Annotated in this window: 21 protein-coding genes; 5 read left to right on the top strand and 16 right to left on the bottom strand. The window is 71.0% G+C overall.

Features of this window, described 5'->3' with window-relative positions; all coding sequences use genetic code 11:
* The 7 genes from F0U44_RS21070 to F0U44_RS21040 form a co-directional block, all read right to left on the bottom strand.
* Nucleotides 1–1,245: a cytochrome P450 gene (locus F0U44_RS21070; protein ID WP_149730352.1), complete on the bottom strand. Its 1,245-nt coding sequence runs from the start codon at nucleotides 1,243–1,245 to the stop codon at nucleotides 1–3.
* 55 nt (nucleotides 1,246–1,300) lie between these two features.
* Nucleotides 1,301–2,608, bottom strand: coding sequence for a cytochrome P450 (locus F0U44_RS21065; protein WP_188113603.1), 1,308 nt, complete (start codon nucleotides 2,606–2,608; stop codon nucleotides 1,301–1,303).
* A 63-nt stretch (nucleotides 2,609–2,671) separates the two neighbouring features.
* Nucleotides 2,672–3,490: an ABC transporter permease gene (locus tag F0U44_RS21060; RefSeq protein ID WP_223163782.1), complete on the bottom strand. Its 819-nt coding sequence runs from the start codon at nucleotides 3,488–3,490 to the stop codon at nucleotides 2,672–2,674.
* Nucleotides 3,490–4,431, bottom strand: coding sequence for an ABC transporter permease (locus F0U44_RS21055; protein ID WP_149730351.1), 942 nt, complete (start codon nucleotides 4,429–4,431; stop codon nucleotides 3,490–3,492). Before F0U44_RS21055 ends, F0U44_RS21060 begins: the two co-directional genes overlap by 1 nt.
* A gap of 11 nt (nucleotides 4,432–4,442) precedes the next feature.
* Entirely contained in the window at nucleotides 4,443–5,648 is a 1,206-nt protein-coding gene (locus F0U44_RS21050; RefSeq protein ID WP_149730350.1) for an ABC transporter substrate-binding protein, read from the bottom strand.
* 33 nt (nucleotides 5,649–5,681) lie between these two features.
* On the bottom strand, nucleotides 5,682–6,761 hold the full coding sequence (locus tag F0U44_RS21045; RefSeq protein ID WP_149730349.1) for an ABC transporter ATP-binding protein: 1,080 nt from the start codon (nucleotides 6,759–6,761) through the stop codon (nucleotides 5,682–5,684).
* Nucleotides 6,758–8,206, bottom strand: a complete 1,449-nt coding sequence (locus tag F0U44_RS21040; RefSeq protein WP_149730348.1) for an aminobutyraldehyde dehydrogenase — start codon at nucleotides 8,204–8,206, stop codon at nucleotides 6,758–6,760. The genes F0U44_RS21045 and F0U44_RS21040 overlap by 4 nt, the downstream gene beginning before the upstream one ends.
* A gap of 107 nt (nucleotides 8,207–8,313) precedes the next feature.
* On the opposite strand from F0U44_RS21040, the gene F0U44_RS21035 reads away from it, so the two are divergent.
* Entirely contained in the window at nucleotides 8,314–9,057 is a 744-nt protein-coding gene (locus F0U44_RS21035) for a FadR/GntR family transcriptional regulator (protein ID WP_223163781.1), read from the top strand.
* Nucleotides 9,057–9,788 carry a cache domain-containing protein gene (locus tag F0U44_RS21030; RefSeq protein WP_149730347.1) on the top strand — a complete coding sequence of 244 codons (732 nt, stop codon included), beginning with the start codon at nucleotides 9,057–9,059 and terminating at the stop codon, nucleotides 9,786–9,788. The genes F0U44_RS21035 and F0U44_RS21030 overlap by 1 nt, the downstream gene beginning before the upstream one ends.
* Before the next feature lie 134 nt (nucleotides 9,789–9,922).
* Here the strand turns inward: F0U44_RS21030 and F0U44_RS21025 are convergent, their stop codons facing one another.
* Nucleotides 9,923–11,305 carry an NAD-dependent succinate-semialdehyde dehydrogenase gene (locus F0U44_RS21025; protein ID WP_149730346.1) on the bottom strand — a complete coding sequence of 461 codons (1,383 nt, stop codon included), beginning with the start codon at nucleotides 11,303–11,305 and terminating at the stop codon, nucleotides 9,923–9,925.
* Nucleotides 11,302–12,663: a 4-aminobutyrate--2-oxoglutarate transaminase gene (gabT, locus tag F0U44_RS21020; protein WP_149730345.1), complete on the bottom strand. Its 1,362-nt coding sequence runs from the start codon at nucleotides 12,661–12,663 to the stop codon at nucleotides 11,302–11,304. Before gabT ends, F0U44_RS21025 begins: the two co-directional genes overlap by 4 nt.
* A gap of 84 nt (nucleotides 12,664–12,747) precedes the next feature.
* On the opposite strand from gabT, the gene F0U44_RS21015 reads away from it, so the two are divergent.
* Nucleotides 12,748–14,115 (top strand): PucR family transcriptional regulator, encoded by a 1,368-nt coding sequence (locus tag F0U44_RS21015; RefSeq protein WP_188113602.1) that lies wholly within the window; start codon nucleotides 12,748–12,750, stop codon nucleotides 14,113–14,115.
* Here F0U44_RS21015 and F0U44_RS21010 read toward each other — a convergent pair.
* Nucleotides 14,090–15,655, bottom strand: a complete 1,566-nt coding sequence (locus F0U44_RS21010) for an alpha/beta hydrolase family protein (RefSeq protein WP_188113601.1) — start codon at nucleotides 15,653–15,655, stop codon at nucleotides 14,090–14,092. The genes F0U44_RS21015 and F0U44_RS21010 overlap by 26 nt on opposite strands.
* 82 nt (nucleotides 15,656–15,737) lie before the next feature.
* On the opposite strand from F0U44_RS21010, the gene F0U44_RS21005 reads away from it, so the two are divergent.
* Nucleotides 15,738–16,349, top strand: coding sequence for a TetR family transcriptional regulator (locus F0U44_RS21005; RefSeq protein ID WP_149730342.1), 612 nt, complete (start codon nucleotides 15,738–15,740; stop codon nucleotides 16,347–16,349).
* On the top strand, nucleotides 16,346–17,914 hold the full coding sequence (locus F0U44_RS21000; RefSeq protein WP_149730341.1) for a beta-N-acetylhexosaminidase: 1,569 nt from the start codon (nucleotides 16,346–16,348) through the stop codon (nucleotides 17,912–17,914). The genes F0U44_RS21005 and F0U44_RS21000 overlap by 4 nt, the downstream gene beginning before the upstream one ends.
* A 14-nt stretch (nucleotides 17,915–17,928) precedes the next feature.
* On the opposite strand, the gene F0U44_RS20995 is transcribed toward F0U44_RS21000, so the two are convergent.
* The 6 genes from F0U44_RS20995 to F0U44_RS20970 all read right to left on the bottom strand — a co-directional run bounded on the left by F0U44_RS20995 (nucleotide 17,929) and on the right by F0U44_RS20970 (nucleotide 22,502).
* Nucleotides 17,929–18,384, bottom strand: a complete 456-nt coding sequence (locus F0U44_RS20995) for a carboxymuconolactone decarboxylase family protein (protein WP_188113600.1) — start codon at nucleotides 18,382–18,384, stop codon at nucleotides 17,929–17,931.
* A 9-nt stretch (nucleotides 18,385–18,393) separates the two neighbouring features.
* Nucleotides 18,394–19,986, bottom strand: a complete 1,593-nt coding sequence (locus F0U44_RS20990) for a hypothetical protein (protein ID WP_149730340.1) — start codon at nucleotides 19,984–19,986, stop codon at nucleotides 18,394–18,396.
* Entirely contained in the window at nucleotides 19,983–20,654 is a 672-nt protein-coding gene (locus F0U44_RS20985; RefSeq protein ID WP_149730339.1) for a lysoplasmalogenase, read from the bottom strand. The genes F0U44_RS20990 and F0U44_RS20985 overlap by 4 nt, the downstream gene beginning before the upstream one ends.
* A 19-nt stretch (nucleotides 20,655–20,673) precedes the next feature.
* Nucleotides 20,674–20,985 carry a hypothetical protein gene (locus F0U44_RS20980; protein WP_149730338.1) on the bottom strand — a complete coding sequence of 104 codons (312 nt, stop codon included), beginning with the start codon at nucleotides 20,983–20,985 and terminating at the stop codon, nucleotides 20,674–20,676.
* A 73-nt stretch (nucleotides 20,986–21,058) separates the two neighbouring features.
* Nucleotides 21,059–22,015, bottom strand: coding sequence for a succinylglutamate desuccinylase/aspartoacylase family protein (locus tag F0U44_RS20975; RefSeq protein ID WP_149730337.1), 957 nt, complete (start codon nucleotides 22,013–22,015; stop codon nucleotides 21,059–21,061).
* Nucleotides 22,016–22,019: 4 nt separating this feature from the next.
* A complete protein-coding gene (locus F0U44_RS20970) occupies nucleotides 22,020–22,502 on the bottom strand; it encodes an ATP-dependent zinc protease family protein (RefSeq protein ID WP_149730336.1) in 483 nt (160 codons plus the stop codon).
* Between the last annotated feature and the right edge of the window lie 48 nt (nucleotides 22,503–22,550).

The raw sequence follows: 22,550 nt of genomic DNA, 5'->3' as shown, positions 1-22,550 counted from the left end.
TCAGCTGACGACGAGCGGCACGCTCACCGGGCGTCGCACGTAGGGACCCGGCGCCCAGACGATCTGGTCGGGATCGACCGTGAAGCGCGGGATCATCCGCATCAGCTCCTCCAGCGCGATGCGCGCCTGGAGGCGGGCGGCTGCGGCGCCGAGGCAGTGGTGGTGGCCCTGGCTGAAGGTGAGGATCTGGGTCGGCCGGCGTCGGATGTCGAGGTGCTCGGCATCGGCGCCGTACTTGCGCCAGTCGCGGTTGGCGGCGCCGTAGAGCAGCAGGACCCGGCGGCCCGCCGGGACGACCTCGCCATGGATCTCGACGTCGCGGGTGGTGGTGCGAGCCAGGCCCTGCACCGGTGAGGTGAGGCGGAGCAGCTCCTCGACGGCATCGGCCACGAGCCCCGGCGACTCGGCGAGCTCCTCATGCTGCTCGGGGTAGGTCGCGAGGAGCTCCATCGAGCCGCCCAGCAGGCCGGTCGTGGTGTCGTTGCCTCCGGTGACCATGGTGAAGACGAAGCCGAGGATCGCCATCGCGTCGGTGCGCGCGTCCTGATCTCCCTCGGCCGCAGCCGCGACCAGGTGGGAGACGGTGTCCTCCCCCATCCGGCCCGCCGCCTGCTCGGCCCGCCGCTGGTCGATGAGTGCGGAGAAGTAGCCCATCAGCTCGATCGTCGCGCCGGCCGCGCCGCTGACGGCGCCGCCCACCCCGTCGGCCGCGTTGGCCGACACGATCGCGTTGGTCCAGTCGTCGAAGCGCGGCCGGTCCTCCTCGGGCACCCCGAGGTAGTGCGCGACGACCATGCTCGGCATCGGCTTGAAGAGCTCGGCCACGATGTCGCCGCCGCCGGCCGCGCGCAGTCGCTCGAGGCGCTCGACGACGAACGCCCGCACGGCCGGCTCGAGCTCGGCGACCTGCCGCGGCGTGAAGCCGCGGGCGACGAGTCGCCGGAACGCCGTGTGCACCGGCGGATCGGTCATCACGAACGGCGGGTTGTCGGCCAGGCCGATCTGCTCGAGCTCGCCGTAGTTGACCGTCAGGCCCGATGCGCTGCTGAAGGTCTCGGTGTCGACAGCCGCTGCGACGACGTCGGTGTGGCGCGACAGCACGTAGAAGTCCTCGTCCGGCCGCCCGCGCGGGACGACGTGGTGGACGGGGTCGTGCTCACGCAGTGCGGAGTACGACGGCCACGGGTCACGCCACGCGAGTCCGCCTCCGGGCACGTAGTGGGCGGCGGTCGACTCGGTTCCCATCGGAGAAGAATGGAACAGGTTCTATCTCCGCGTCGAGCGTTCCGACGAACGAGATCTACGCGATCTCCTCGAGCGGGCCGTAGAGCAGCACCGGGAGCGCCTCGACGCCGTAGACCGCCGACAGCTTGCGGAAGTCGAGGGCGCTGATGTCAGCGGCCATCGTGAGGTCGGGGTAACGCTCGGCCAACATCCGCAGGGCCGTGCGCAGCTCCATCCGGGCGAGCTCGGCACCCACGCAGCGGTGCATGCCCCAGCCGAAGGACAGGTGGCGCACCGGCTCGCGGGTCGGGTCGAAGGTGTCGAGGTCGGGGCCGAGCCGCGGGTCGCGGTTGGCTGCGAGCAGGGAGACACCGACCGCGTCGCCCTCCTTGATCTGCACCCCGCCGACCTCGACGTCGGTCTTGGCGAATCTCAGGAACGCCAGCTGGACGACGGCCAGGTGCCGCAGCAGCTCCTCCACCACCTTGTCGATCGACTTCGGGTCGGAGCGGAGCATGCGTCCGGCCTCTGGGTTGGTGGCGATCAGGTAGGTGCCGAGGGCCAGCATGCTGGCGCTGGTCTCGTAACCACCGAGGAACACCCCGTCGGCGATGCCACCGAGGGTGATGTCGTCGAGCTCGTCGCCGTACTCCTCGAGCAGGGCGCCGATGAGGCCGTCGCCCGGCTTCTCGCGCTGCCCGCGCACGGCGTTAATCAGGAAGTCGCGGGTGTGCGCCTGCGCACCGAACGCGCCGGCGCCGCCCTCGCTGAGGTCGAACCGTGCGACGCCGAGGTCGAGGAAGCGGCCGCGGTCCTCGACGGGGAGGCCGAGCAGGTCGCAGATGACGTCGAAGGGCACCGCGAAGGCAAACTCCTGGACGAGGTCGACCTCGGGTCCGATCGCGTCCATCGCGTCGAGGCGGTCCTGGACGATCGTCTCGATGCCGGGCTGGAGGCGGGCGAGGCGGCGCATCGTGAACTCGGGGGTGAGGTACTTGCGCAGCTGGGTGTGCAGCGGCGGGTCGGTCATGCCGAGGCCGCCGATCTGCTCCTCGGCCGAACGGCCCTCCTGCGACACGAACTGCCCGAGGTCGTTGGACCAGACCGCCGCGTCACCGGCGAGCACCGTCTTGGCCTCGTCGTAGCCGGAGACCAGCCAGATGTTGCGGCCGAAGAGGGTCGCGAGCTTCTTGACCGGCTGATCGGCCTGCGCCTTCATCAACGCGGGCACCGGGTCGAGCCCGTCGCGCTTGATCGGCAGGGTGAAGGACTCGGGGAGGAAACGCAGCTTGCGAAGGTCGATGCCGTCCTTCATGGTGCGCTCGAGCAGGAGCTTGACGACCCGACGTTTGATCGGGCCGGGAAGCGGGATGGGGAGCGCCATGCCGCCCATTTCATCATCCCGATCCGGTGAGCGCGTGAGCATCCCTACTCAGCGGTCATCGCATCAGCGCCCGGCGAGTCCCTCGGAGGCGCCGGCGAGCTTCTGCGAGACCCAGATCGGGATGATCGACAGCAGGATCAGCACCACGGCGACGACGTTGACGACCGGCGCCTGGTTGGGGCGGAAGAGGTTGTTGAAGATCCAGATCGGGAGCGTCTGCTCACGGGCGCCGGCGGTGAAGGTCGTCACGATGATCTCGTCGAAGCTCAGGGCGAAGGCGAGCAGGCCGCCGGCCAGCAGGGCCGAGCGCATCATCGGGAAGGTCACCAGTCGGAAGGTGGTGAACGTCGAGGCACCAAGGTCGGCCGAGGCCTCCTCGAGGCTGATCCCCATCCGCCGGAGGCGCGCCAAGACGTTGTTGAAGACCGTGACGATGCAGAACGTCGCGTGGGCGATGACGATCGTGATGAAGCCGAGCTCGAGGCCGAAGACGGTGCGGAAGGCGTTGTTGAGCGCGATGCCCGTGACGATGCCGGGGAGCGCGATCGGCAAGATGATCAGCAGGGACACGGCATCGCGGCCGAAGAAGCGGTAGCGCTGCAGCGCCATCGCGGCCATGGTGCCGAGCACCAGCGCGACGACCGTGGCGAGCGCGGCCACCTCGACACTGACCTGGACCGCGTCGCGCGCTCCCTGGCTGTCGACGGCCTTGCGCCACCAGTCGAGCGTGAGGTCGGTCGGCGGCCAGGCGAAGGTCTGGCTCGCGTTGAACGAGTTGATGACGACGAGCATCAGCGGTGCGTAGATCACGACGAGCGCGAGGCAGGTGATCGTGCGCAGCACGATGCGGAAGCCGGGTGACATGGTGGCCGACGGGGTCATCAGACGTTCTCCAGTGCGCCCGTACGACGAGCAGCCGCCAGGTAGACGAGCATGATCACGACCGGGATGGTCGCGACGGCTGCGGCGAAGGGGAGGTTGTTGGCGGCGCCGACGTTGTCGTAGACGACGTTGCCGAGCATCTGGTTGGCGCCACCGACGATGCGCACCGTGATGTAGTCACCGAGCGACAGCGAGAAGGTGAAGATCGAGCCGGCGATCACGGCCGGGAAGACCGACGGCAGCACCACCCGGCGCATCGTGTGGCCGGTCTTGGCACCCAGGTCCATCGACGCCTCGAGCATCGAGTCGGGCAGCCGCTCGAGGCCGGCGTAGATCGGCAGGATCATGAACGGGAGCCACAGGTAGGCCAGCGTGATGACGACGGCAGCGAGCCCGTAGCCCGGGGTGTCGATGCCGAGCAGGCCACCGAGGTCGCTGACGACGCCGTCCTCGCTGAGCATGATCCGCCAGGCGTAGGCCTTCACCAGATAGCTCGCCCACAGCGGCGTGAGCACCGCGATCACGAGGATGTTGCGCATCCTCGGCGAGGCGACCTTGGCCATGTAGAGCGCCACCGGGAAGGCGATGAGGATGTCGATCACGGTCACGCCGGCGGCGATGCCGACCGTGCGGAAGGTGATCTTGCGGTAGACCTCCGACTCCCACAGGAGCCGGAAGTTGTCGAGGTTCCACTCACGGACCACGGTCCCCGTGAAGGGGTCCTGCCCCCAGAGCGAGGTGATGAACAACGCCCCGAGGGCACCCAGGTAGGCCACGCCGAGCCACAGCATCGGAGGTCCGATGAGGAGGCTGAGCCGCAACCGCGGGCGGCGGTGCAGCACGGCGGAGGCCCGGTTCGGCAGCGCCGCTGCGAAGCGCCGTAGCGCAGCGAGCAGCCGGGCCACGAGGGTGCCCTCGGAGGCGTTGTTCGTCTGGTTCATCGGTGCAGAGGTCAGCCCTTGATCTCGGTCCAGGCCTGGGTCCAGTCGCCGTAGTCCGTGCACTTCACGTCCTCGCGACCGTCGAGGCACTGCTCGATGGGCGTGGTCCAGTACCAGATCTGGTCGGCGAAGTCCTCGTCACCAGCGTCGTAGGTCTCACAGTGACCCTCGGTGGCGATGTCGCACGCCTTCGGGTTGGCGGGCGCCTCACCGAAGTACTCCGACACGGCGGCGTTGGCCTCCGGGCTGATGATGTGGTCCATCCAGAGGTAGGCGCACGTCTTGTGCTCCGACTTCTCCGACACCATCCAGGTGTCCGACCAACCGGTCGCACCCTCCTCGGGCAGCACGACGTCGACGGGGACGTCCTCGCCCTGGGCGACGTTGGCGATGACCTGCCACGTGGTGCCGATGACCGAGTCGCCGGTCGTGAAGGCCTGGACCTCCTTGAGGTAGTCGGCCCAGTACTCCGAGATCAGACCGCGCTGCTTCTTGAGCAGGTCGACCGCCGCGTCGAGCTGGTCGTCATCGAGGGAGTAGGGGTTCTCGATCCCCAGGTCGGGCTCGTGCTTCATCAGGTAGAGCGCCGCGTCGGCGATGTAGATCGGCGAGTCGTAGGCGGTCACCTTGCCGGAGTACGGCGAGTCCTCGTCGAAGACCGCGCCCCAGCTGGTGGGAGCCGGGTCGACCACGTCGGTGCGGTACATCAGCAGGTTGGCGCCGTAGCCGTGCGGAACGCCGTACATCTGTCCGTCGACCGAGTTCCAGTCACGGTCCTTGAGGAACGGGTAGAGGTCGGCGTAGTTGGGGATCAAGTCGGTGTTGACCGGCTCGACGTCGCCGGCCGCGATGAGGCGGAGCGAGGCGTCGCCGGAGGCCGACACGACGTCGTACTCCCCGGTCTTCATCAAGGTGACGGCCTCGTCAGAAGTACCGAAGTACTTGACGCTGACCTCGCAGCCCGAGTCCTTCTCGAAGTCGGAGACCCAGTCGACGGCCGGGTCGGTCGAACCGTCCTCGACGTAGCCCGGCCACGCGAGGATGCTGACCTCGCCCTCCGGGTCACCGAGCTTCTCGAGCTGGGGAAGGTCGGGGGCCTTGAAACCGCCGTCCTTGGCGTCCTTGTCGTCGCCGGAGCTCGTGCCGCACGCGGCCACGAGGGTCAGGGCCGCGCACACCGCTGCGATGCGAGGCCACCGGTGGTGTCGATGAGTCATGACGGGTTCCTTGCTGTTAGGAGAGGTGGGCTGTCAGCCGACGGGTTGAGGCGCCACGGAGACGGTGTGCTCGCGCAGCCAGCTGAGATGGACTCGCGCGCCCCGACCAGCGACATCGCCTTCCGAGGGCGACTGCTGGTTCTGTCGGAGCACGATCAGTGAGCCCCCGAGGTCGAGATCGACGATGCTCTGGGTCGCAGAGCCGAGGTAGACGACCTCGCGGACGACACCGGCGGCGGTGACCGCGTGCGGGGTCGCTGAGTCAGAGAGGTGCGGGTCGTCGAGGTGGAGCTGGATCTTCTCCGGCCGGACGCTGAAGATGCCGGGCTCACCCAGCAGCGCCGTCGCGGCTTCGCCGTCGAGCACGTTGGACGTGCCGACGAAACCGGCCACGAAGGGCGTGGCCGGCAGCTCGTAGAGGTCGCGCGGGGTCGCGACCTGCTCGATGCGGCCGTTGTTGAAGACCGCGATCCGATCGCTCATGGTGAGCGCCTCCTCCTGGTCGTGGGTCACGAACAGGAAGGTGATGCCGAGGTCGCGCTGGAGCTGCTTGAGCTCCACCTGCATCTCCCGGCGCAGCTTGAGGTCGAGGGCGCCGAGCGGCTCGTCGAGGAGCAGCACCCGCGGGCGGTTGACCAGCGCGCGAGCCAGGGCGACCCGCTGGCGCTGGCCACCGGAGAGCTGGCCGGGGCGGCGGGCGCCGTACTGGCTCAGCTGGACGCTCTCGAGCGCCTCCTGGGCACGCTTGCGACGCTCCGCACGCGGCACCCGCTTCACCCGGAGGCCGTACTCGACGTTCTGGGTGACGGACATGTGCGGGAAGAGCGCGTAGTCCTGGAAGACCGTGTTGACGTCGCGGCTGAACGGCGGGTCCTTGGTGACGTCGGTGCCGCCGAGCTGGATCGTGCCGGCCGTCGGCGACTCGAAGCCGGCCACCATCCGCAGCACGGTCGTCTTGCCCGAGCCGGACGGGCCGAGCATCGAGAAGAACTCGCCGTTGGCGATGTCGAGGTCGACGCCGTCGACCGCGGTCACGCTGCCGAACTCCTTGCGCAGCCCGCGGATCGCGATGGCCGGCGCGCCTTCCTTCATCTCGGTAGCGGCGTGGTTCATCGGCCCACCGCCGACATGACGTGCTTGACGCGGGTGTACTCCTCCACCGAGTACGCCGACAGGTCCTTGCCGTAGCCCGACATCTTGAAGCCTCCGTGGGGCATCTCGGCGACGAGCGGGATGTGGGCGTTGACCCACACGCAGCCGAAGTCGAGGTCGGCGCTCATCCGCATCGCGCGGCCGTGGTCGGCGGTCCACACCGAGGAGGCGAGCCCGTAGGGCACGCCGTTGGCGAGCGCCACCGCCTCCTCCTCGGTCGAGAAGGCCTGGACCGTGATGACCGGGCCGAAGACCTCCTCCTGGATGATCCGGTCGTCCTGACGTACGCCGGTCACGACCGTCGCGTCGTGGAAGAAGCCGCTCTCGGGCAGGTCGGCGGGCCGGCCGCCGCCGAGCGCGATCGTGGCGTGGCTGGGGAGGTCGGCCATGAAGCCCTGGACGCGGGCGAGCTGGCTGGCGTTGTTGAGGGGCCCGAACAGCGCGTCGTCGTCCTCCGGCAGGCCCGGGCGGGCGTTGTCGCGGATCCAGCCGGTCAGGGCGGCGACGAAGTCGTCGTGGACGTCCTCGTGCACCAGCACCCGACAGGCTGCGGTGCAGTCCTGGCCGGCGTTGAAGAGCCCGCCGATCCCGATGCCCTCGGCCGCCTCGCCGAGGTCGGCGTCGGCGAAGATCACCGCCGGCGCCTTTCCACCGAGCTCGAGGTGGGAGCGGGTCAGGTTGGCCGCCGCCGAGCGCGCGACCTCGATGCCCGCGCGGGTCGAGCCGGTGATGCTCACCAGGCCGGGCGTGCGGTGCTCGACGAGCGCGCGGCCCGTGTCGCGGTCGCCGCAGACCACGTTGAGGACGCCCGGCGGAAGAGCCTCTTGGGCGATCTCGCCGAGGAGCGCGGTGCTCGCCGGGGTGGTGTCGCTCGGCTTGAGGACGATCGTGTTGCCTGCGGCGAGGGCCGGTCCGATCTTCCAGACGGCCATCATCAGCGGGTAGTTCCACGGGGTGACCTGACCGACGACACCGATCGGCTCACGCCGTACGAACGAGGTGAAGCCGGCCATGTATTCGCCCGCCGCACGACCCTCGAACATCCGCGCAGCACCCGCGAAGAACCGGAGCTGGTCGACGGCGACGTCGAGCTCCTCGCTCCTCGTCAGCGAACGGATCTTGCCGGTGTTGGCCACCTCGGCCTCGACCAGGTCGTCGGCATGCTCGGCGACCAGCTCGGCGAGCTTGAGGATGGCCTGCTGCCGCTGGGACGGCGTCGCGCGGCCCCACTCCGCACGGGCGTCGTCAGCGGCGGCGTAAGCGTTGTCGACGTCGGCGGCGCTCGAGGCCGGCGCGGTCGCGAAGACGGTGCCGCGGACCGGCTCGATCAGCTCGGTGCGGGCGCCGCTGGCCGCGTCGCACGGCTTGCCCCCGATGACGTTGCGGACGTGGCCCGGATCACTCATGGCACGAAAACCTATGAGATCAGTTTTCAAAGCACAAGGGTTGGTGCACAATTCGTGATCTGCGCCCGACGGGCGCTCTCGGGACCCGGTCGAGGAGGCCTGCAGCGGTGGCGATCCAGTTCTACGGGCGCGCGACAGCGGCCGTGTTCGCGCCGCTGGAAAGCACCAGCCGATCAGCCCGCGTGGCCCGCCGGCTGACCGACGCGATCGCCCTCGGACTGCTCCCCGACGGCGAGCAGCTGCCCGGCGAGGCCGACCTCGCCCAGCAGTTCGGGGTCTCGACCGTGACGATCCGGGAGTCGCTGTCCGTGCTGCGCCAGGAGGGGCTCATCGAGACCCGGCGCGGCCGCGGCGGCGGCAGCTTCGTGCGCGAGCCGGTCGACGGACCGGCGGTCCTCGCGAAACGTCGGCTAGCCGAGGTGAGCCTGCTCGAGCTGCGCGACCTCGGTGACCTCTACGCGGCGATCGCCGGCTCGGCCGCCGCCCTCGCCGCCCGCCGCAACGACACCGAGGACGTCCGCCAGCTGCGCCGCGCCGCGTCCCAGCTCGCCGACGCGCAGAAGCCCGACGCGCGTCGTCGCGCCGACGCGCAGTTCCACATCCAGGTGGCGGTCGCCGCGCAGTCCGCGCGGCTCTACCACGAGGAGGTCGCGATGCAGGCCGAGTTCGGCACCCTGCTGTGGCTCGCCTTCGGCGACGACGACAGCCACGAGCAGATGGTGACCAGCTGTGATGCCCTCGTCGCGGCGATCGAGGCGCGCGACACCGACCTCGCACGTCGTACTGCTGAGCAACGGGTGGCCGACGCGACCGCCCGCCTGATCGACTACCACCTCGCCCAGGAGCCGTGATGCCCCAGACCGCAGCCCTCGCCCCCGAGGTCGCCGGCGTCCTCGACGCCGTCGCCGACATGGCCGCGGCCGCCTTCGAGGTGGTCGACCAGATCTCCGCGCTCGTGCAGGAGCGGTTCACCGCGGGCGAAGCCCCGAGTCGAGCGACCCTGACCGGAGTCGGCGAGCTGTGCGCCGGCTTCGTCGGCACCCGCGACCACCCGGTGCGCGGGGCGGGCTACGTCGCCGCCGTCGGCTACCTCGCCGACGAGCCGTGGTGGCTCGAGTGGTTCACGCAGGGCGAAGACGGCAAGTCGCACCGGATGGTCTGCCAGACCGATCCCGACGGCGTCGGCTTCTTCGACTACGAGTTCCTGACCTGGTACGTCGTCCCCCGCGACACCGGCCACCGCCACGTCACCGGGCCCTACATCGACTACCTCTGCACCGACGACTACAACATGACCTACACGGCACCGGTGCTGATCGACGGGAAGTTCGCCGGCGTCGCCGGCGCCGACATCGGCGTGCAGACCGCCGAGACCCTCCTGCTCCCCGCCCTACGCACCGCCGGCCGACCGCTCGCGGTCGTCAACGAGCAGGGCCGCATCGTCGCCAGCAACAGCGGCCGCCACCTCTGCGGTGACCTCGTCACCGACGTCGACGTCCCCGCCGCCTGGGCATCACCCGCCCGAGCAGGGCTCCACGTCGTCGCCGACCTGCCCCTCGCCGTACTCGAGCTCGCGCGCTAGCCCGCGAAGTGTCGGGCTTGAGCGCACGAAGTGTCGAGCTTGAGCGGTCGAGGTGTCACACCTCGGCCCGCCAACTCCGACACTTCGTCAGCGCAACCCCGACACTTCGGCGGTGCAAGAGCGACACTTCGCGGCTAGATGAGCTCCACGGAGTAGTAGCGGGTCTCCTGGTACTCGCGGAGGCCTTCGCGGGCGCCTTCGCGGCCGGTGCCGCTCTGCTTGACGCCGCCGAAGGGGGCGGACGGGTCGGAGACGAGGCCGCGGTTGATGCCGACCATGCCGGCCTCGATGCGGTCGGCGAGGCGGAGGGCGTCTTGGAGGCGGCCGGCGAAGAGATAGGCCGCGAGGCCGTAGTCGGTGTCGTTGGCCATCCGGACCATGTCCGCCTCGTCGCGCCACGTCACGATCGGCGCGACGGGTCCGAAGATCTCGTCCTGGAGGATCGCGGCGTCGGGGGCGACGTCGACGAGCACGGTGGGGGCGACGTAGTGGGCGTCGTCGGGGGCGGTGCCCTGGTGGGCGATCCGCGCACCGGCGGCCACGGCCTCCTCGATCTTGAGTCGTACGCCGGCAGCGGCTCGCTCGTGGATGAGCGGACCGATCTCGTTGTCGGCGTCGGTGGCCGGGCCGACGCGCAGCGCCTCGACGGCCTTGCCGAAGCGCGCGACGAACTCCTCGGCCACGTCCTCGTGGACGTAGAAGCGGTTGGCCGCGGTGCAGGCCTGCCCGCCGTTGCGGAACTTCGCGATCATCGCGCCCGCCACGGCGGCATCGAGGTCGGCGTCGGCGGTCACGATGAAGGGGGCGTTGCCGCCGAGCTCCATGCTCGCGTTGACGACGCGATCGGCCGCCTGGCGCATCAGCGTCCGGCCGACCGGCGTCGAGCCGGTGAAGGAGATCTTGCGGACCCGGTCGTCCTCGAGCCAGGCCGTGACGACTCCGGCCGCGTCGGTCGTGGTGACCAGGTTGACGACGCCGTCGGGGACCCCGGCCGCGGTGAGGATCTCCGCGACGGCCAGCGCCGTGAGCGGGGTCTCCGCCGCCGGCTTGAGGACCACGGTGCACCCAGCGGCGAGCGCGGGCGCGATCTTGCGGGTCGCCATCGCGGCCGGGAAGTTCCACGGGGTCGCGAGTGCGGCGACGCCGACCGGCTGGTGGGTCACGATCGTCGTGGCGCCGGACGCGGGGGCGGTGCTGTAGTCGCCCTCGCTCCGCACGGCCTCCTCGGAGAACCAGCGGAAGAACTCGGCGGCGTAGGCGACCTCCGCGCGCGCGTCGGCCTGGGACTTGCCGTTCTCCGCGGAGATCAGGGCGGCCAGCCGGTCCGTGTCGGCGACCATCAACTCGTAGGCCTTGCGCAGGACCTCCGCCCGGACCCGCGGCGCCGTCGCGGCCCACGCCGGGAAGGCGGCGGCGGCCGCATCGACGGCGGCCCGCGCGTCGGCTGCCGTCTGGTCGGGGACCTGCGCGAGGACGGCGCGGGTCGCAGGGTCGAGGACGTCGAAGGTGGCGGTCACTTCGCGGCCGCCAGGGCGTCGGCGAGCACGTCGAGGCCCTCGCCGAGGAGCGCGTCGCTGATCGACAGCGGCGGCAGCAGGCGCAGCACGTTGCCCCACGTGCCGCAGGTCAGGACGACGACGCCCTGCGCGTGCGCAGCGGCGGCCACCTGAGCGGCGAGCGCCGCAGCAGGCTCGGTGGTGCCGGGCTTCACCAGCTCGACGGCGATCATCGCGCCGCGGCCCCGCACCTCACCGATCCGCGGGTCGGCGGCCTGCAGCGCGGTGAGTCGATCGACGACGAGGTCACCGATCTCGCGCGCCCGCCCCACGAGCCCGTCGGCCTCGATCGTCTCGATGACCGCGAGCGCAGCGGCGCAGGCGATCGGGTTGCCGCCGTAGGTGCCGCCCAGGCCACCCACGTGCGGGGCGTCCATGAGCTCGGCGCGGCCGGTGACCGCGGCGAGCGGCAGGCCGCCCGCGATGCCCTTGGCCGTCACGATGAGGTCGGGCACGACACCCTCGTGGTCGCACGCGAAGAGGTCGCCGGTGCGGGCGAAGCCGGTCTGCACCTCGTCGGCGATGAACACTACGTCGTTGGCCCGGCACCACTCGACCAGAGCTGCAAGGAAGCCCGGAGCAGGTACGACGAAGCCGCCCTCGCCCTGGATCGGCTCGATGACGACGGCTGCGAGGTTGGCCGCACCGACCTGCTTCTCGATGACGTCGATCGCCCGGCGGGCGGCCGCCGGTCCGTCGACGCCCGCGTCGCGGAACGGGTAGGACATCGGGGCGCGGTAGACCTCGGGCGCGAACGGCCCGAAGCCGTGCTTGTAGGGCATGTTCTTCGCGGTCAGCGCCATCGTGAGGTTGGTGCGACCGTGGTAGCCGTGGTCGAACGCGACCACCGCCTGCTTGCCGGTCGCCACGCGCGCGATCTTCACCGCGTTCTCGACGGCCTCGGCACCGGAGTTGAAGAGCGCGGTGCGCTTGTCGAAGTCGCCGGGCGTCAGCCGGTTGAGCGCCTCGGCGACCTCCACGTAGCCGTCATAGGGCGTGATCATGAAGCAGGTGTGCGTGAAGGCAGCGGCCTGTGCAGCCACCGCTGCCGCCACGCGCGGGTTGCTGTTGCCGACGGTGGTCACGGCGATCCCGGAGCCGAGGTCGATGAGCGAGTTGCCGTCGACGTCGACGAGCACACCGCCTCCCGCGGCAACGACGTACGCCGGCAACATCGTGCCGACCGCATGGGTGACCGCCGCGTCCTTGCGGGCCGCCAGCTCCCTCGAGCGCGGGCCGGGGATCTCGGTGACGAGGCGTCGCTCCTGCGGGAGCGAGGGGCCACCGGTGGACGGGATGGTGGTGGGCGTTGCGGTCATGCCTCCCACGGTAGGAGCAGCGGCACCCACCAGCGATGTCCGTTGTGCACAATCGCGGACCATTCCTTGTGCGACACTGACACGGTGCTGACGGTCGCCCGCGTGCTCGCCGAGCGCGCCCTCGCGCTGCAGCCGGTCCACCTCGCCGACGGGGACCGGCCGGTCGCCTGGGTCGCGACGAGCGAGCTGGCCGACCCGACGCCGTTCCTCCAGGGCAACGAGGTCCTGCTCACGACCGGCCTCGACACCACGGGCTGGGGCCGCGAGTGGGACGCCTACGTCGCCCGCCTGGTCGCTGCCGACGTGGCTGCGCTCGGCCTCGGCATCGGGCTGACCCACGCCTCCGTCCCGCGGCCCCTTGCGAAGGCCTGCGCGAAGCATGGGCTCACCCTCTTCACCGTCCCGCGCCCGACGGCTTTCGTCACGATCTCGCGCGCCGTCGCAGCACTCCTCGACGAGGAGGCCGAGCACGCGACCCGGCAGGCGCTCGAGGCGCAGCGCCTGCTGACCCGGGCCGCGCTGCGCGGTCAGGACGCCGACGTGCTCCGGCAGCTCGCCCGGCTGGTGGGCGGCCGGGTCGAGGTGGTCGACGCCGCCGGCGCCGACACGGCCCTTGCCCGCGCCGGCGGCACGACCGTGGTCCACCCGCTCGGTCTCGCGGCCCGACCGACCGCGTGGCTGGCCGTCACGACCGATCACCCGTTGCCCGACCCGCACCGCAGCGCGATCAGTACGGCGGTCGCGCTCCTCACCCTCGCCGACGAGGGCCGCCGCGAGCGACGCACCCACGACCGCGTGGTCCGTGCCCGCGCGGTCGGCCTGCTCCTGGACGGTGACGCCGAGGTCGCCACCCTCCTCCTCGACGCCGTCGGCACCGCTCTCCCTCCGGCGCCGGTGCGCGTGCTCTGCGTGCGGACCGGCCGGGTCGAGGACGCCCTCGAGATCCTCGACGACCTCGGCGTCATCGCTGCCCGCGACGACGACCTGACCGTCGCGATCTGCGCTGCGCGCCGGGCAACCGCCGTCGCGACCCGACTCACCGAGGCGGGAGCGACCGTCGGCATCGGCACCGCCACCCGGCTGGACGAGGCGGCTCGCAGCCACGAGACCGCGGTGCAGGCCCTGGCCCGGACCAGCGCCGCGGCACCTGCCCGCGCCTGGGACGAGCTGCACGACTCAGGGGTGGTCGCGCTGCTGGGGGCGGCAGCGACGCCGTACTCCCGTGAGTGGCTGGCACCCCTCGCCGACGACACGACGCTGATCGAGACCCTGAGCGCCTACGTCGCCCACCACGGATCGATCGGCGCCGTCGCCGCGGCGCTGGGCGTGCACCGCAACACCGTGCGCAACCGGGTCGCCCACATCGAGGCGCTGCTCGGTCGCGACCTTGCCGAGGCCGGCACGCGCGCCGAGGCCTGGGTCGCCCTCAGCGCGCTCGAGCAGGGTCGATGACCGGCAGCGAGATCCGGACGTCGTCGAACGTCACCACGCCGGTGCTGCGCTGGAGCCCGAAGATCATCGATCCGGCGATGATCTGGAGCCGGTAGTCCGAGGTCGCGTCGGCACGGGTGGCGATGGCGTTGAGGTTGATGCTCACCCGGTGCGGCCTGCCGTCGAGGACGACGGGCACCGGGGTGACCTGGACCCCGACGACACGGTGCGTGCGCGCGTCGAGCACCTGCGCATAGACCCACGACTTACCGGGCACCGCCCGACCCCGGTAGGAGAGCTGGAGCCGAGGGAAGCCCACGACGTCGGCGGGGCCGCTCGGGGCCGCGATCGGCACCTCGACGACCAGGGCGGCGGCAGGTTGGGCGCCGATGAAGATGAAGCCGACGCTGGACAGCGGACCCGTCGCGAGGAGCGGGAGCTGACCGCTTCCCGCGCCACGGAGCGCACCGTCCGATGCCGGCGGGTAGGCGACCGCGGAGCGGTAGGTGTCCTCGTTGTCCGCGAGCCACTCGAACTGCGGGCCGGTGTCGACCGAGGCGTCGGCCTTGAGCCAGCGGTCCATCCACCGGATCACGACGTCGTTGAAGTGGTCCTCGAGCGGTCCGTCCGAGCCCGGGCACAGCGAGTGACCCTCGCAGTTCCAGACGAGCTTCACCGGCACCCCGCGCGCCTTGAGGGTGGAGTAGTCGCGGACCAGGCTGTCGAGCGGGAAGAGGGTGTCCGACGTACCGCCCTGGATCAGGGTCGGCACGGTGATCCGACGCAGGTAGCGCGCCGGGCTCCGGTGGTCGAGGTAGGTCGTGAACGCCGGGGTGGTCGTGCCCCGCACCACCGACGCGAGCAAGCCGGTGATCGCCGGGGGGTCGATGAGGTGGAGCTGCGGGCCGAGCGGGCTCGCGAGCCCGGCCGGGATCAGCCCGACGCCACCCATGCCGGCGAGGCCGAGGCCCCAACCCTCCTTGAACTTGCCGTTGGTGCTGAGGCTGTCGCGGGCCAGGTCGTGGGAGGTGTAGCCCGGCGCGATCACGTCGACCCGGTCGTCGAGGGCGGCGACGAGGAACTGGACGATCCCGCCGTACGACGCCCCGACCATGCCGATCCGCGGGTCACCGGGCGCGTCGAGCTGGACGCCCGGTTGCGCGGCGAGCCAGTCGAGGATCGCCTGGACGTCCTTGACCTCGTAGTCAGGGCTGTCGAACATCGCATTGCCCTCGGACCCGCCGTGGCCGCGCGCGTCCCAGGTCAGGACGTCGTAGCCGGCGTCGAGCACCGGGCGGATCGTGGGCGCACCGGCGAGCCGGGCACCGTCCGGGTCGGACGGGCCCGCCTCCCCGAAGCCGTGAGCGATCGCGATGACGGGCGCGGTGCCGTCGGCGGCGCGGACGCTCGTGCGCATCAGGTGCACCTGGAGCCGGGTGCCGTCGAACGACGTGACGAACGTGTCGACGTCGGTCGCTGTGGGCTCATCGGCGACCGCCCTGACCACTCCCAGACCGGGCAGGACGAGCGCAGCGAGCATCAGGGCCAGACGGGTCCTCATGGCTGTCGAGATTAAGCACCGTCGTTTAATTGCGCAAGCACTAACGCTTGATCGACCGCGAGCCCGACCGTAGGATCCGCGCATGACGAGCAAGGTCGCACTGCTCCTGGCCGCCGAACGACTGGTGGCCGAGCGGGGTGCCGACGTCCCCCTGCGGGACGTGGCCGCAGCCGCGGGGCAGCGCAACAATTCCGCCGTCCACTATCACTTCGGGTCGCGGGAGAACCTCGTGATGGCGGTGCTGGAGCTGCGCTCCGCGGCGCAGGAGTCACGACGTCTGCAGTCACTCGCCGAGCTCGAGGTCGAGGGCAACAGCGACGACATCGCCGCCCTCGTCGACATCTTGTTGCGCCCCATCTGCGAGGTGCCCTACGAGCAGGGCGCGACCCACTACGCGCGGTTCATGGCCCAGGTCTACAACCGCCCCGAGCTCGCCGACCTGGTCTTCGACCCGGCGCGGTGGCCCTCGGCGCAGATCATCGTGGTGCGGCTCTACCGTCTGCTCGACCACCTCGCACCCGACGTACGACGCCGTCGCATCGCCTCGATCCACGCCCTCTCCACGACCTTCCTCGCCGACCACGAGCGACGCACCCGGCCGGATGCGGATCCCGCGCCCGCTCCCGAGCTGGTCGACGACCTCATCGCGAGCACGGTCGGCATGCTGACCGCGCGGATCCCGGAGCGGGTGTGAAGCGCGCGGCCCTGCTGGGCGCCGCGGTCGCATCGTGCGCGGCCGCGATCGGGACCTTCGTGCCCGCCGGTCCCGCACCTGCCGCTGCCGACGTCGCGGTCACGCTCCCGGCGACCATCCCCGCGGTCCAGCAGTGGCGACCGGCCACCGGCACGTTCACCCCTGCGGACGACGTGCGGATCGTCGTACCTGCCGAGGACGCGGCGCTGCTCGGCGACACGGCCGACCTGCTCGCCCAGGACCTGGCCGCGTCGACCGACCTCGCACCGACCGTCGCGATCGGGACGACTCCGCGCGACGGCGACATCCTGCTCGACCGGATCCCCGGCTTCGGCCTGCGCCCCGAGGGCTACCGGCTCCAGGTCGGCGACGTGCTCGCGGTCAAGGCCCGCGACGACACGGGAGCCTTCTACGGCACCCGCTCGGTGATCCAGATGCTGCGCCAGCAGCCGGCCCTGCCGCGCGGCGTCGTCGTGGACTGGCCGCGCTACCCCGACCGCGGCCTGCTGATCGACGCCGGCCGCCGCTACTTCTCGCCCGCCTTCTACCGCACCCAGATCGAGCGGATGAGCTACCTCAAGCTCAACCTGCTCCACCTCCACATCAGTGACGACGCCGGACTCGGCATCGAGAGCGAGCTCCACCCCGAGGCGGTCGCCGACCAGTTCCTCACCCAGGACGAGGTCCGCGACCTGGTCGCCTTCGCCCACCGCCACCACGTCCGGGTGATCCCCGAGATCGACATGCCCGGGCACATGCTCGGGATCCTCGAGGACCACCCCGAGCTGCAGCTGCGCGACTTCCAGGGCACGCCGTCTCCCGAACGCCTCGACATCACCAACCCCGATGCCCGCGCATTTGCGAAGGAGCTCCTCACCGAACTGCTGCCGCTCTTCCCCGATGCCGACTGGCACCTGGGCGGTGACGAGTACCTCATGCTCGCCGAATACCCGCTCTACCCGTCCTTGAGGAGGTACGCCGCCGAGCGCTACGGCACCGGCGTCGTCGGACAGGACGCGCTGATCGACTTCATGAACGAGATGGCGGCCTTCGTGCAGGCGCACGGCAAGGTGGCGCGGATGTGGAACGACGGCGCCGGCCGGGCCCACAAGGCCGTGCTCGACCCCGACGTCGTCGTCGAGTGGTGGACGGACTTCTCGCCGCTCTCCGACCCGTTGCCGCCGACGCCCGCGACCCTGGTCAAGGCCGGGCACCAGACCCTGAACAACGGCTGGTGGCCGACCTACTACGGCGCACCCGGGCTCCCCGCGCCGAGCTTCCGCGAGGCCTACGGCAAGTGGCAGGTGCACCACTTCTACGGAACGCTCTACGCCAACTCGACCGTGCAGGTGCCGCCGAAGCGGCTGCCGGCGGGGTCGCCCGCCAACCGCGGGTCACAGTTGTCGATCTGGAGCGACGGTCCCGCGCAGACCGACGACGAGCTCCTCGCGGGCAGCCTGCCCGGCTTGCGCCTGATCGCCCAGAAGACGTGGGAGTCGCCTGCGCAGCCGACCTACGACGCCTTCGAAGCGACCGCAGCAGCGATCGGACCCACCGCCGACTGACCGCCGACCGACCGTCAGCGCACCGGGTGGTGACTGGTGATCGAGATCCGGTTGAAGGCGTTCATGCTGATCGCCGCCCAGGCGATGACGGCATAACCCGCGTCGCCCAGCCCGGCCCGGGCGCAGTCCTCGACCACGACCCGGTCGGCCGGCTCGGGGATGAGCGTGATGCACTCGGCCAGCTCCAGCGCGGCGCTCTCGACGTCGTCGAAGAGCTCGGTCTCCTGCCACTCCTGGAGCACCGCGATCCGCCGCGGGTCCTCGCCGAGCCGCACCGCCTTCGCGTGGTGGACGTCGAGGCAGTAGGCGCAGCCGTTGATCTGCGAGACCCGCAGGTTGACCAACTCGATCAGCCGCTCGCTGATGCCGACCTCGGCCGCAGCCGCGTGGATCAGCTTCGAGACGCCGGCCATCGCGGCGAAGATCTCCGGTGCGGCCTTGTCGAGGTACAGCGGGTCGCTCGCGTTCACGACCGCAGCCTACGGCCGGTGTGCGAGCCGCCAGCCCTGGTCGACGAACCTCAGCGCGTCGAGCGTCGCGTCGATGTCGGCACTCACGAACCGCTCGTCACCGAGCGCGTCGACGTACGCCTTCACCTCCGGATCGCCGGACCGCAGGGCGTCCGGGATCTCGAGCGCTCCCTCGATCCGCCGCCGGTGGTCGTCGAGGCCGCGCGCCCGGCGCGCCTGGCGGATCGTGTCGGTCGTGTGCAGGGTCAGCGTGAACCGCTCGCCGGTCGGCAGTGTCACCCACACGTGTGCGGGCGAGCAGTACGTGTTGAAGTCCCGTACGACGACCGCCGCTCCCCCCGCGGACCCGCTGTAGCGCCGGTCCTCCGACGCTGCGAGGTCGCGGCGTGACGTGTCGGCCGCGGGGTTGTCGAGAGGCCGCCCGGCGAGCGGATCACCGGTCGCGACGAAGTGCCAGCCCGCGGCTGCGACGTCCTTCTGCCAATAACCGGTGCGGCCCGCGTGCCTCCCCTCGATGCGCAGGATCCGGTGGACCAGGCCGGGGCCGACCTTGTGCACCGAGATCCGGCCCGTGACGGCTCCGGGGACCTTCGGCTGCTCGACCCATGGGAAGGACGGGAGCTGGACCTTCGGGTTCTTCACGCCGGCCTGGTCGTCGTAGGCGTACTTGTAGAAGAGCGGGTCGGCACCGGCCATGTCGAAGTCGTAGAACCGGGTGAAGACGTCGCCGTGCTCGCTGATCACCGCGACGAGCGAGCCGCTCGAGGCGAGGTCGACGGCGCGGAACCGGCCGCGCTCGGGGGCGCACATCTCGTAGCTCTCGTCGCTGGGCAGCCAGGGGTCGAGGTAGGTCATCCGGCGGCCACCGTGGGACAGCATCCACATGTGGGAGACCTTGCCGAGGCCGATCGCCTGCTCGTTGCCCGCGGTGTCGAGGTAGCCGCCGTCCTCGCGGATCGACACCACCGACCAGTCCCAGTCGGTCGCGCTCGCCGGCAGCTTGCGCCCCGGCCCCGTCCAGAGCGGGGGACCCCAGCGCAGGGTCCAGTTGAAGTCGCTCGGTGTGCCGAGCGCGCCGTCCATCGTGTAGACCCAGCGGTCCTCGTCGATCGCGAGGACCTCGTCGTCGTCGACCGCGACACCGGCGATGCGCCCGTCGAAGCAGTCGGGGATCGGGAGTGCCGCCCACGGCTCGGCGATGCCGGTGACCTCGGTGTTGGAGCGGTACCAGACCGTGCCGCGGGCGACCGCGAACTGATAGCGACGGTTGAACGACTCCCGCGTCGACCGGAGGTGGACCTGGCGCGGGAGCGATCGCGGCGCGTCGGTCGCGTCCCCCGCGTCGAGCGGGTTGCCCTCGTCAGGACCGCGCTCGCGCCGAGGACCGAGCTCCGGGATCCCGGCGGTGCCACCGGCGAGCTCCGGGCAGCGCAGCATGTCGGCCCGGTCGATCGTGAGCCCCTGGATGACGCCGGGCAGCAGGAGCAACGCCTGCAGCGGGTCCATGCCGCTGGTGTCGTCGGCCAGGGCCGGCCGCGGCGGCGCGGCCGCCACCAACGCGAGCAGGGCCGCCGACGCGGCGACCAGACGTCGGGATCTCACAGCCGACCGGCACCCTCGCTGATCAGGAACTGTGCACCGGTGTAGGTCGCCATGACGGCACCCTCGAGTCGCGGGTCGGGGTCGCGGAGCACGAACTTGCGCAGCCCCAGGATCGAGTCGGACGCCAGGAACGTGAGGGCACCCGCTGCGATCAGTCGGCGCGCGGCCGGCTTCTGGTCCGGCCCGAGGCGGGTCGCGGCAACCACCATCGAGGTCAGTGCCGCCGAGTAGCCACCGACCACGGGGGCCACCCCGGCGCGGCGGGCCTGCCACGCCATCAGGGGCGCGTTGGTCGCCCAGATCGCAGCGAGGACGCGGGCCCGCGGGTCGCGGACCAGGCCGGGCTCGCGCCTGCGCCGCGGCACGAACGCCGCGAGGTAAGCCGCGTGGCCGACCGCGAAGCCCGTCGTACCGACGACGAACGGCTTCTTCTCCTCGCTCAGCAGACCGACGTCGCCCACCCAGCCGGCGGCCTGCGCCGCGAGCACGGGGATCCGCGCCGAGGACGCACCGGGCGTCGTCGCGAGCGAGGCCGCGAGCGTCGGCATCAGCAGCGGCTTCGTCACGAACCGGGCCTTGTGCGCGACCGGTCGCTCCGACATCGACAGCGCGGTGTCGACAGCGGCGAGCGCGACGTACGCCGCCTTCAGCTTCGTCGCAGGAGACATGCTCGGAGAGTAGCGGCCCTCACGTGCCGACGACGGCGGCGTGGATCTGCTCGAGCATCGCCTTCATCTCAGGCAGCTGCTTGACGAGCGCGATCTCCTCGGCGAGCTCGGTCAGCAGGCCCTGGACCTGGCCGAGGACCTCGTTGGTCGCCGCGAGGGTCGCGTCGACCGTGGTCATCCGTTGGTCGACGCTCGACAGCGTGCCCTCGACCGTGGTGAGCGTGCCCTCGACCGTGGTCAGCGTGCCGCCGACGGTCTCCAGCGTCACGTTGGCGCTCGCCAGCGTCTTGTCGGCGCGCTTCAGGATCTCTCCGACCGGGTTGAGCCCCATGCCATTCCCCTCGTTTATTGACAGTGGTGTAGTAATTACCACCTCTGAGGGGCCGCCGTCTGTGTGGCGACGGTCACTCCTCCACCGACGCGATGTGCACGAGCGCGTCACCGGCGTTGACGATGGGGGCGCGGGTCAGGCCGATCACGATGCCGGTGCGGTCGGCGCGCACCAGCCGGACCCGGCGACCGAAGGTGTCGGAGAGCCCGCCCAGCCGGTCACCTGCCGTGACCATCGCGCCCAGCTGGGTCTCCAGCAGCAAGATGCCGGTCCCCCGTGCCCGCACCCAGCCACTGCTCCTCGACTCCAGGCTCGCCGGTGGCTGGTCGGTCGGGTGCTTGTCGATCATGCCGAGGTGCTCGAGCACCCGACGGATGCCGACGACACCGGTCTTGATCGACTCGTCGTCGAAGCGCAGCGCCTCGCCCGCCTCGTAGAGGAGCACCTTCGCGCCGACGTCGGTCGCCGCCTGGCGCAGCGACCCGTCGCGCAACCGGGCGTGGAGGTTGACCGGTGCGGCGAAGGCCTTCGCCAGCTCTCGGGTGCGCGGGTCGTCGAGGTCGGCACGGATCTGGGGGAGGTTGGCACGCTTGTCGGCGGCGGTGTGGACGTCGATGCCGACCTCGCACTTCGACACGACCTCCTTCATGAAGAGGTGCGCGATGCGGCTGGCCAGCGAGCCGCGCGGCGAGCCGGGGAACATCCGGTTGAGGTCGCGGCGGTCGGGCAGGTAGCGGTCGCCGGTCATGAAGCCGAGCACGTTGACGACGGGTACGGCGACGAGCGTCCCCCGGAACTCCTTGGCCGACAAAGTCAGGATCAGCTCACGGATGACCTCGACGCCGATGACCTCGTCACCATGGATCGCGCCGCTCACCCAGACCGTCGGCCCCTCCTCGCGACCATGCACCACGCGGACCGGGAGGCTGGCGTCGCCTCCCGTGACGAGCCGGGTGATGGGCAGCTCGACGTCGCGCTCGGACCCGGCCCGCACGCGCACGTTGCCGATGGCGAAGGACTCGCGCACCATCGGCCTAGAGTCCCCGGTTGCGGCGTCGTACGACGCGCTTCGGGCGGCCGGCGAGGTAGGACCGCTCGGAGTCGACCAGGAAGCCCTGACGCAGTGCCTCCCTGCCGACGAGCAGGCGGAACCCCATCTCGTCGCGGCGCGTGAGGGTCACCTCGGTCCTGACCACTCGCTCTGCGATGCGCAGGTCCATGAGGACGACGTAGCGCTCCTGGACGTGGCCCGACGAGCTCTTCACGTGGCGTACGTCGTGCACCGGGAGCTCGGCGGTGACGGCGTCTGCGGCCGTCCGCTGCCAGGGGTGGACCGAGAAGCGCACCCAGGGCGCACCTTCTCGCTCGAACTCCTCGAGGTCGAATGCATGGAGTGCGGAGCTTCGGGCACCTGTGTCGAGCTTGGCCTTGATCCAGTCGACGCCCAGCTCCGGCAGACTCACCCATTCGCGCCACCCTGCGACGCTGGTTAGATGGGAGCCGGACACGCCCCCCATCCAAGCAGGCCGGCATCCGGGCGTGGTTGCAGTCCGGTGAGCAGTCCC

It is taken from the genome of Nocardioides humilatus, assembly GCF_008373755.1.
GTDB lineage: Bacteria > Actinomycetota > Actinomycetes > Propionibacteriales > Nocardioidaceae > Nocardioides > Nocardioides humilatus.
The sequence above is the reverse complement of the archived record's forward strand: the minus strand, read 5'-3'. Positions and strand labels throughout refer to the sequence as shown.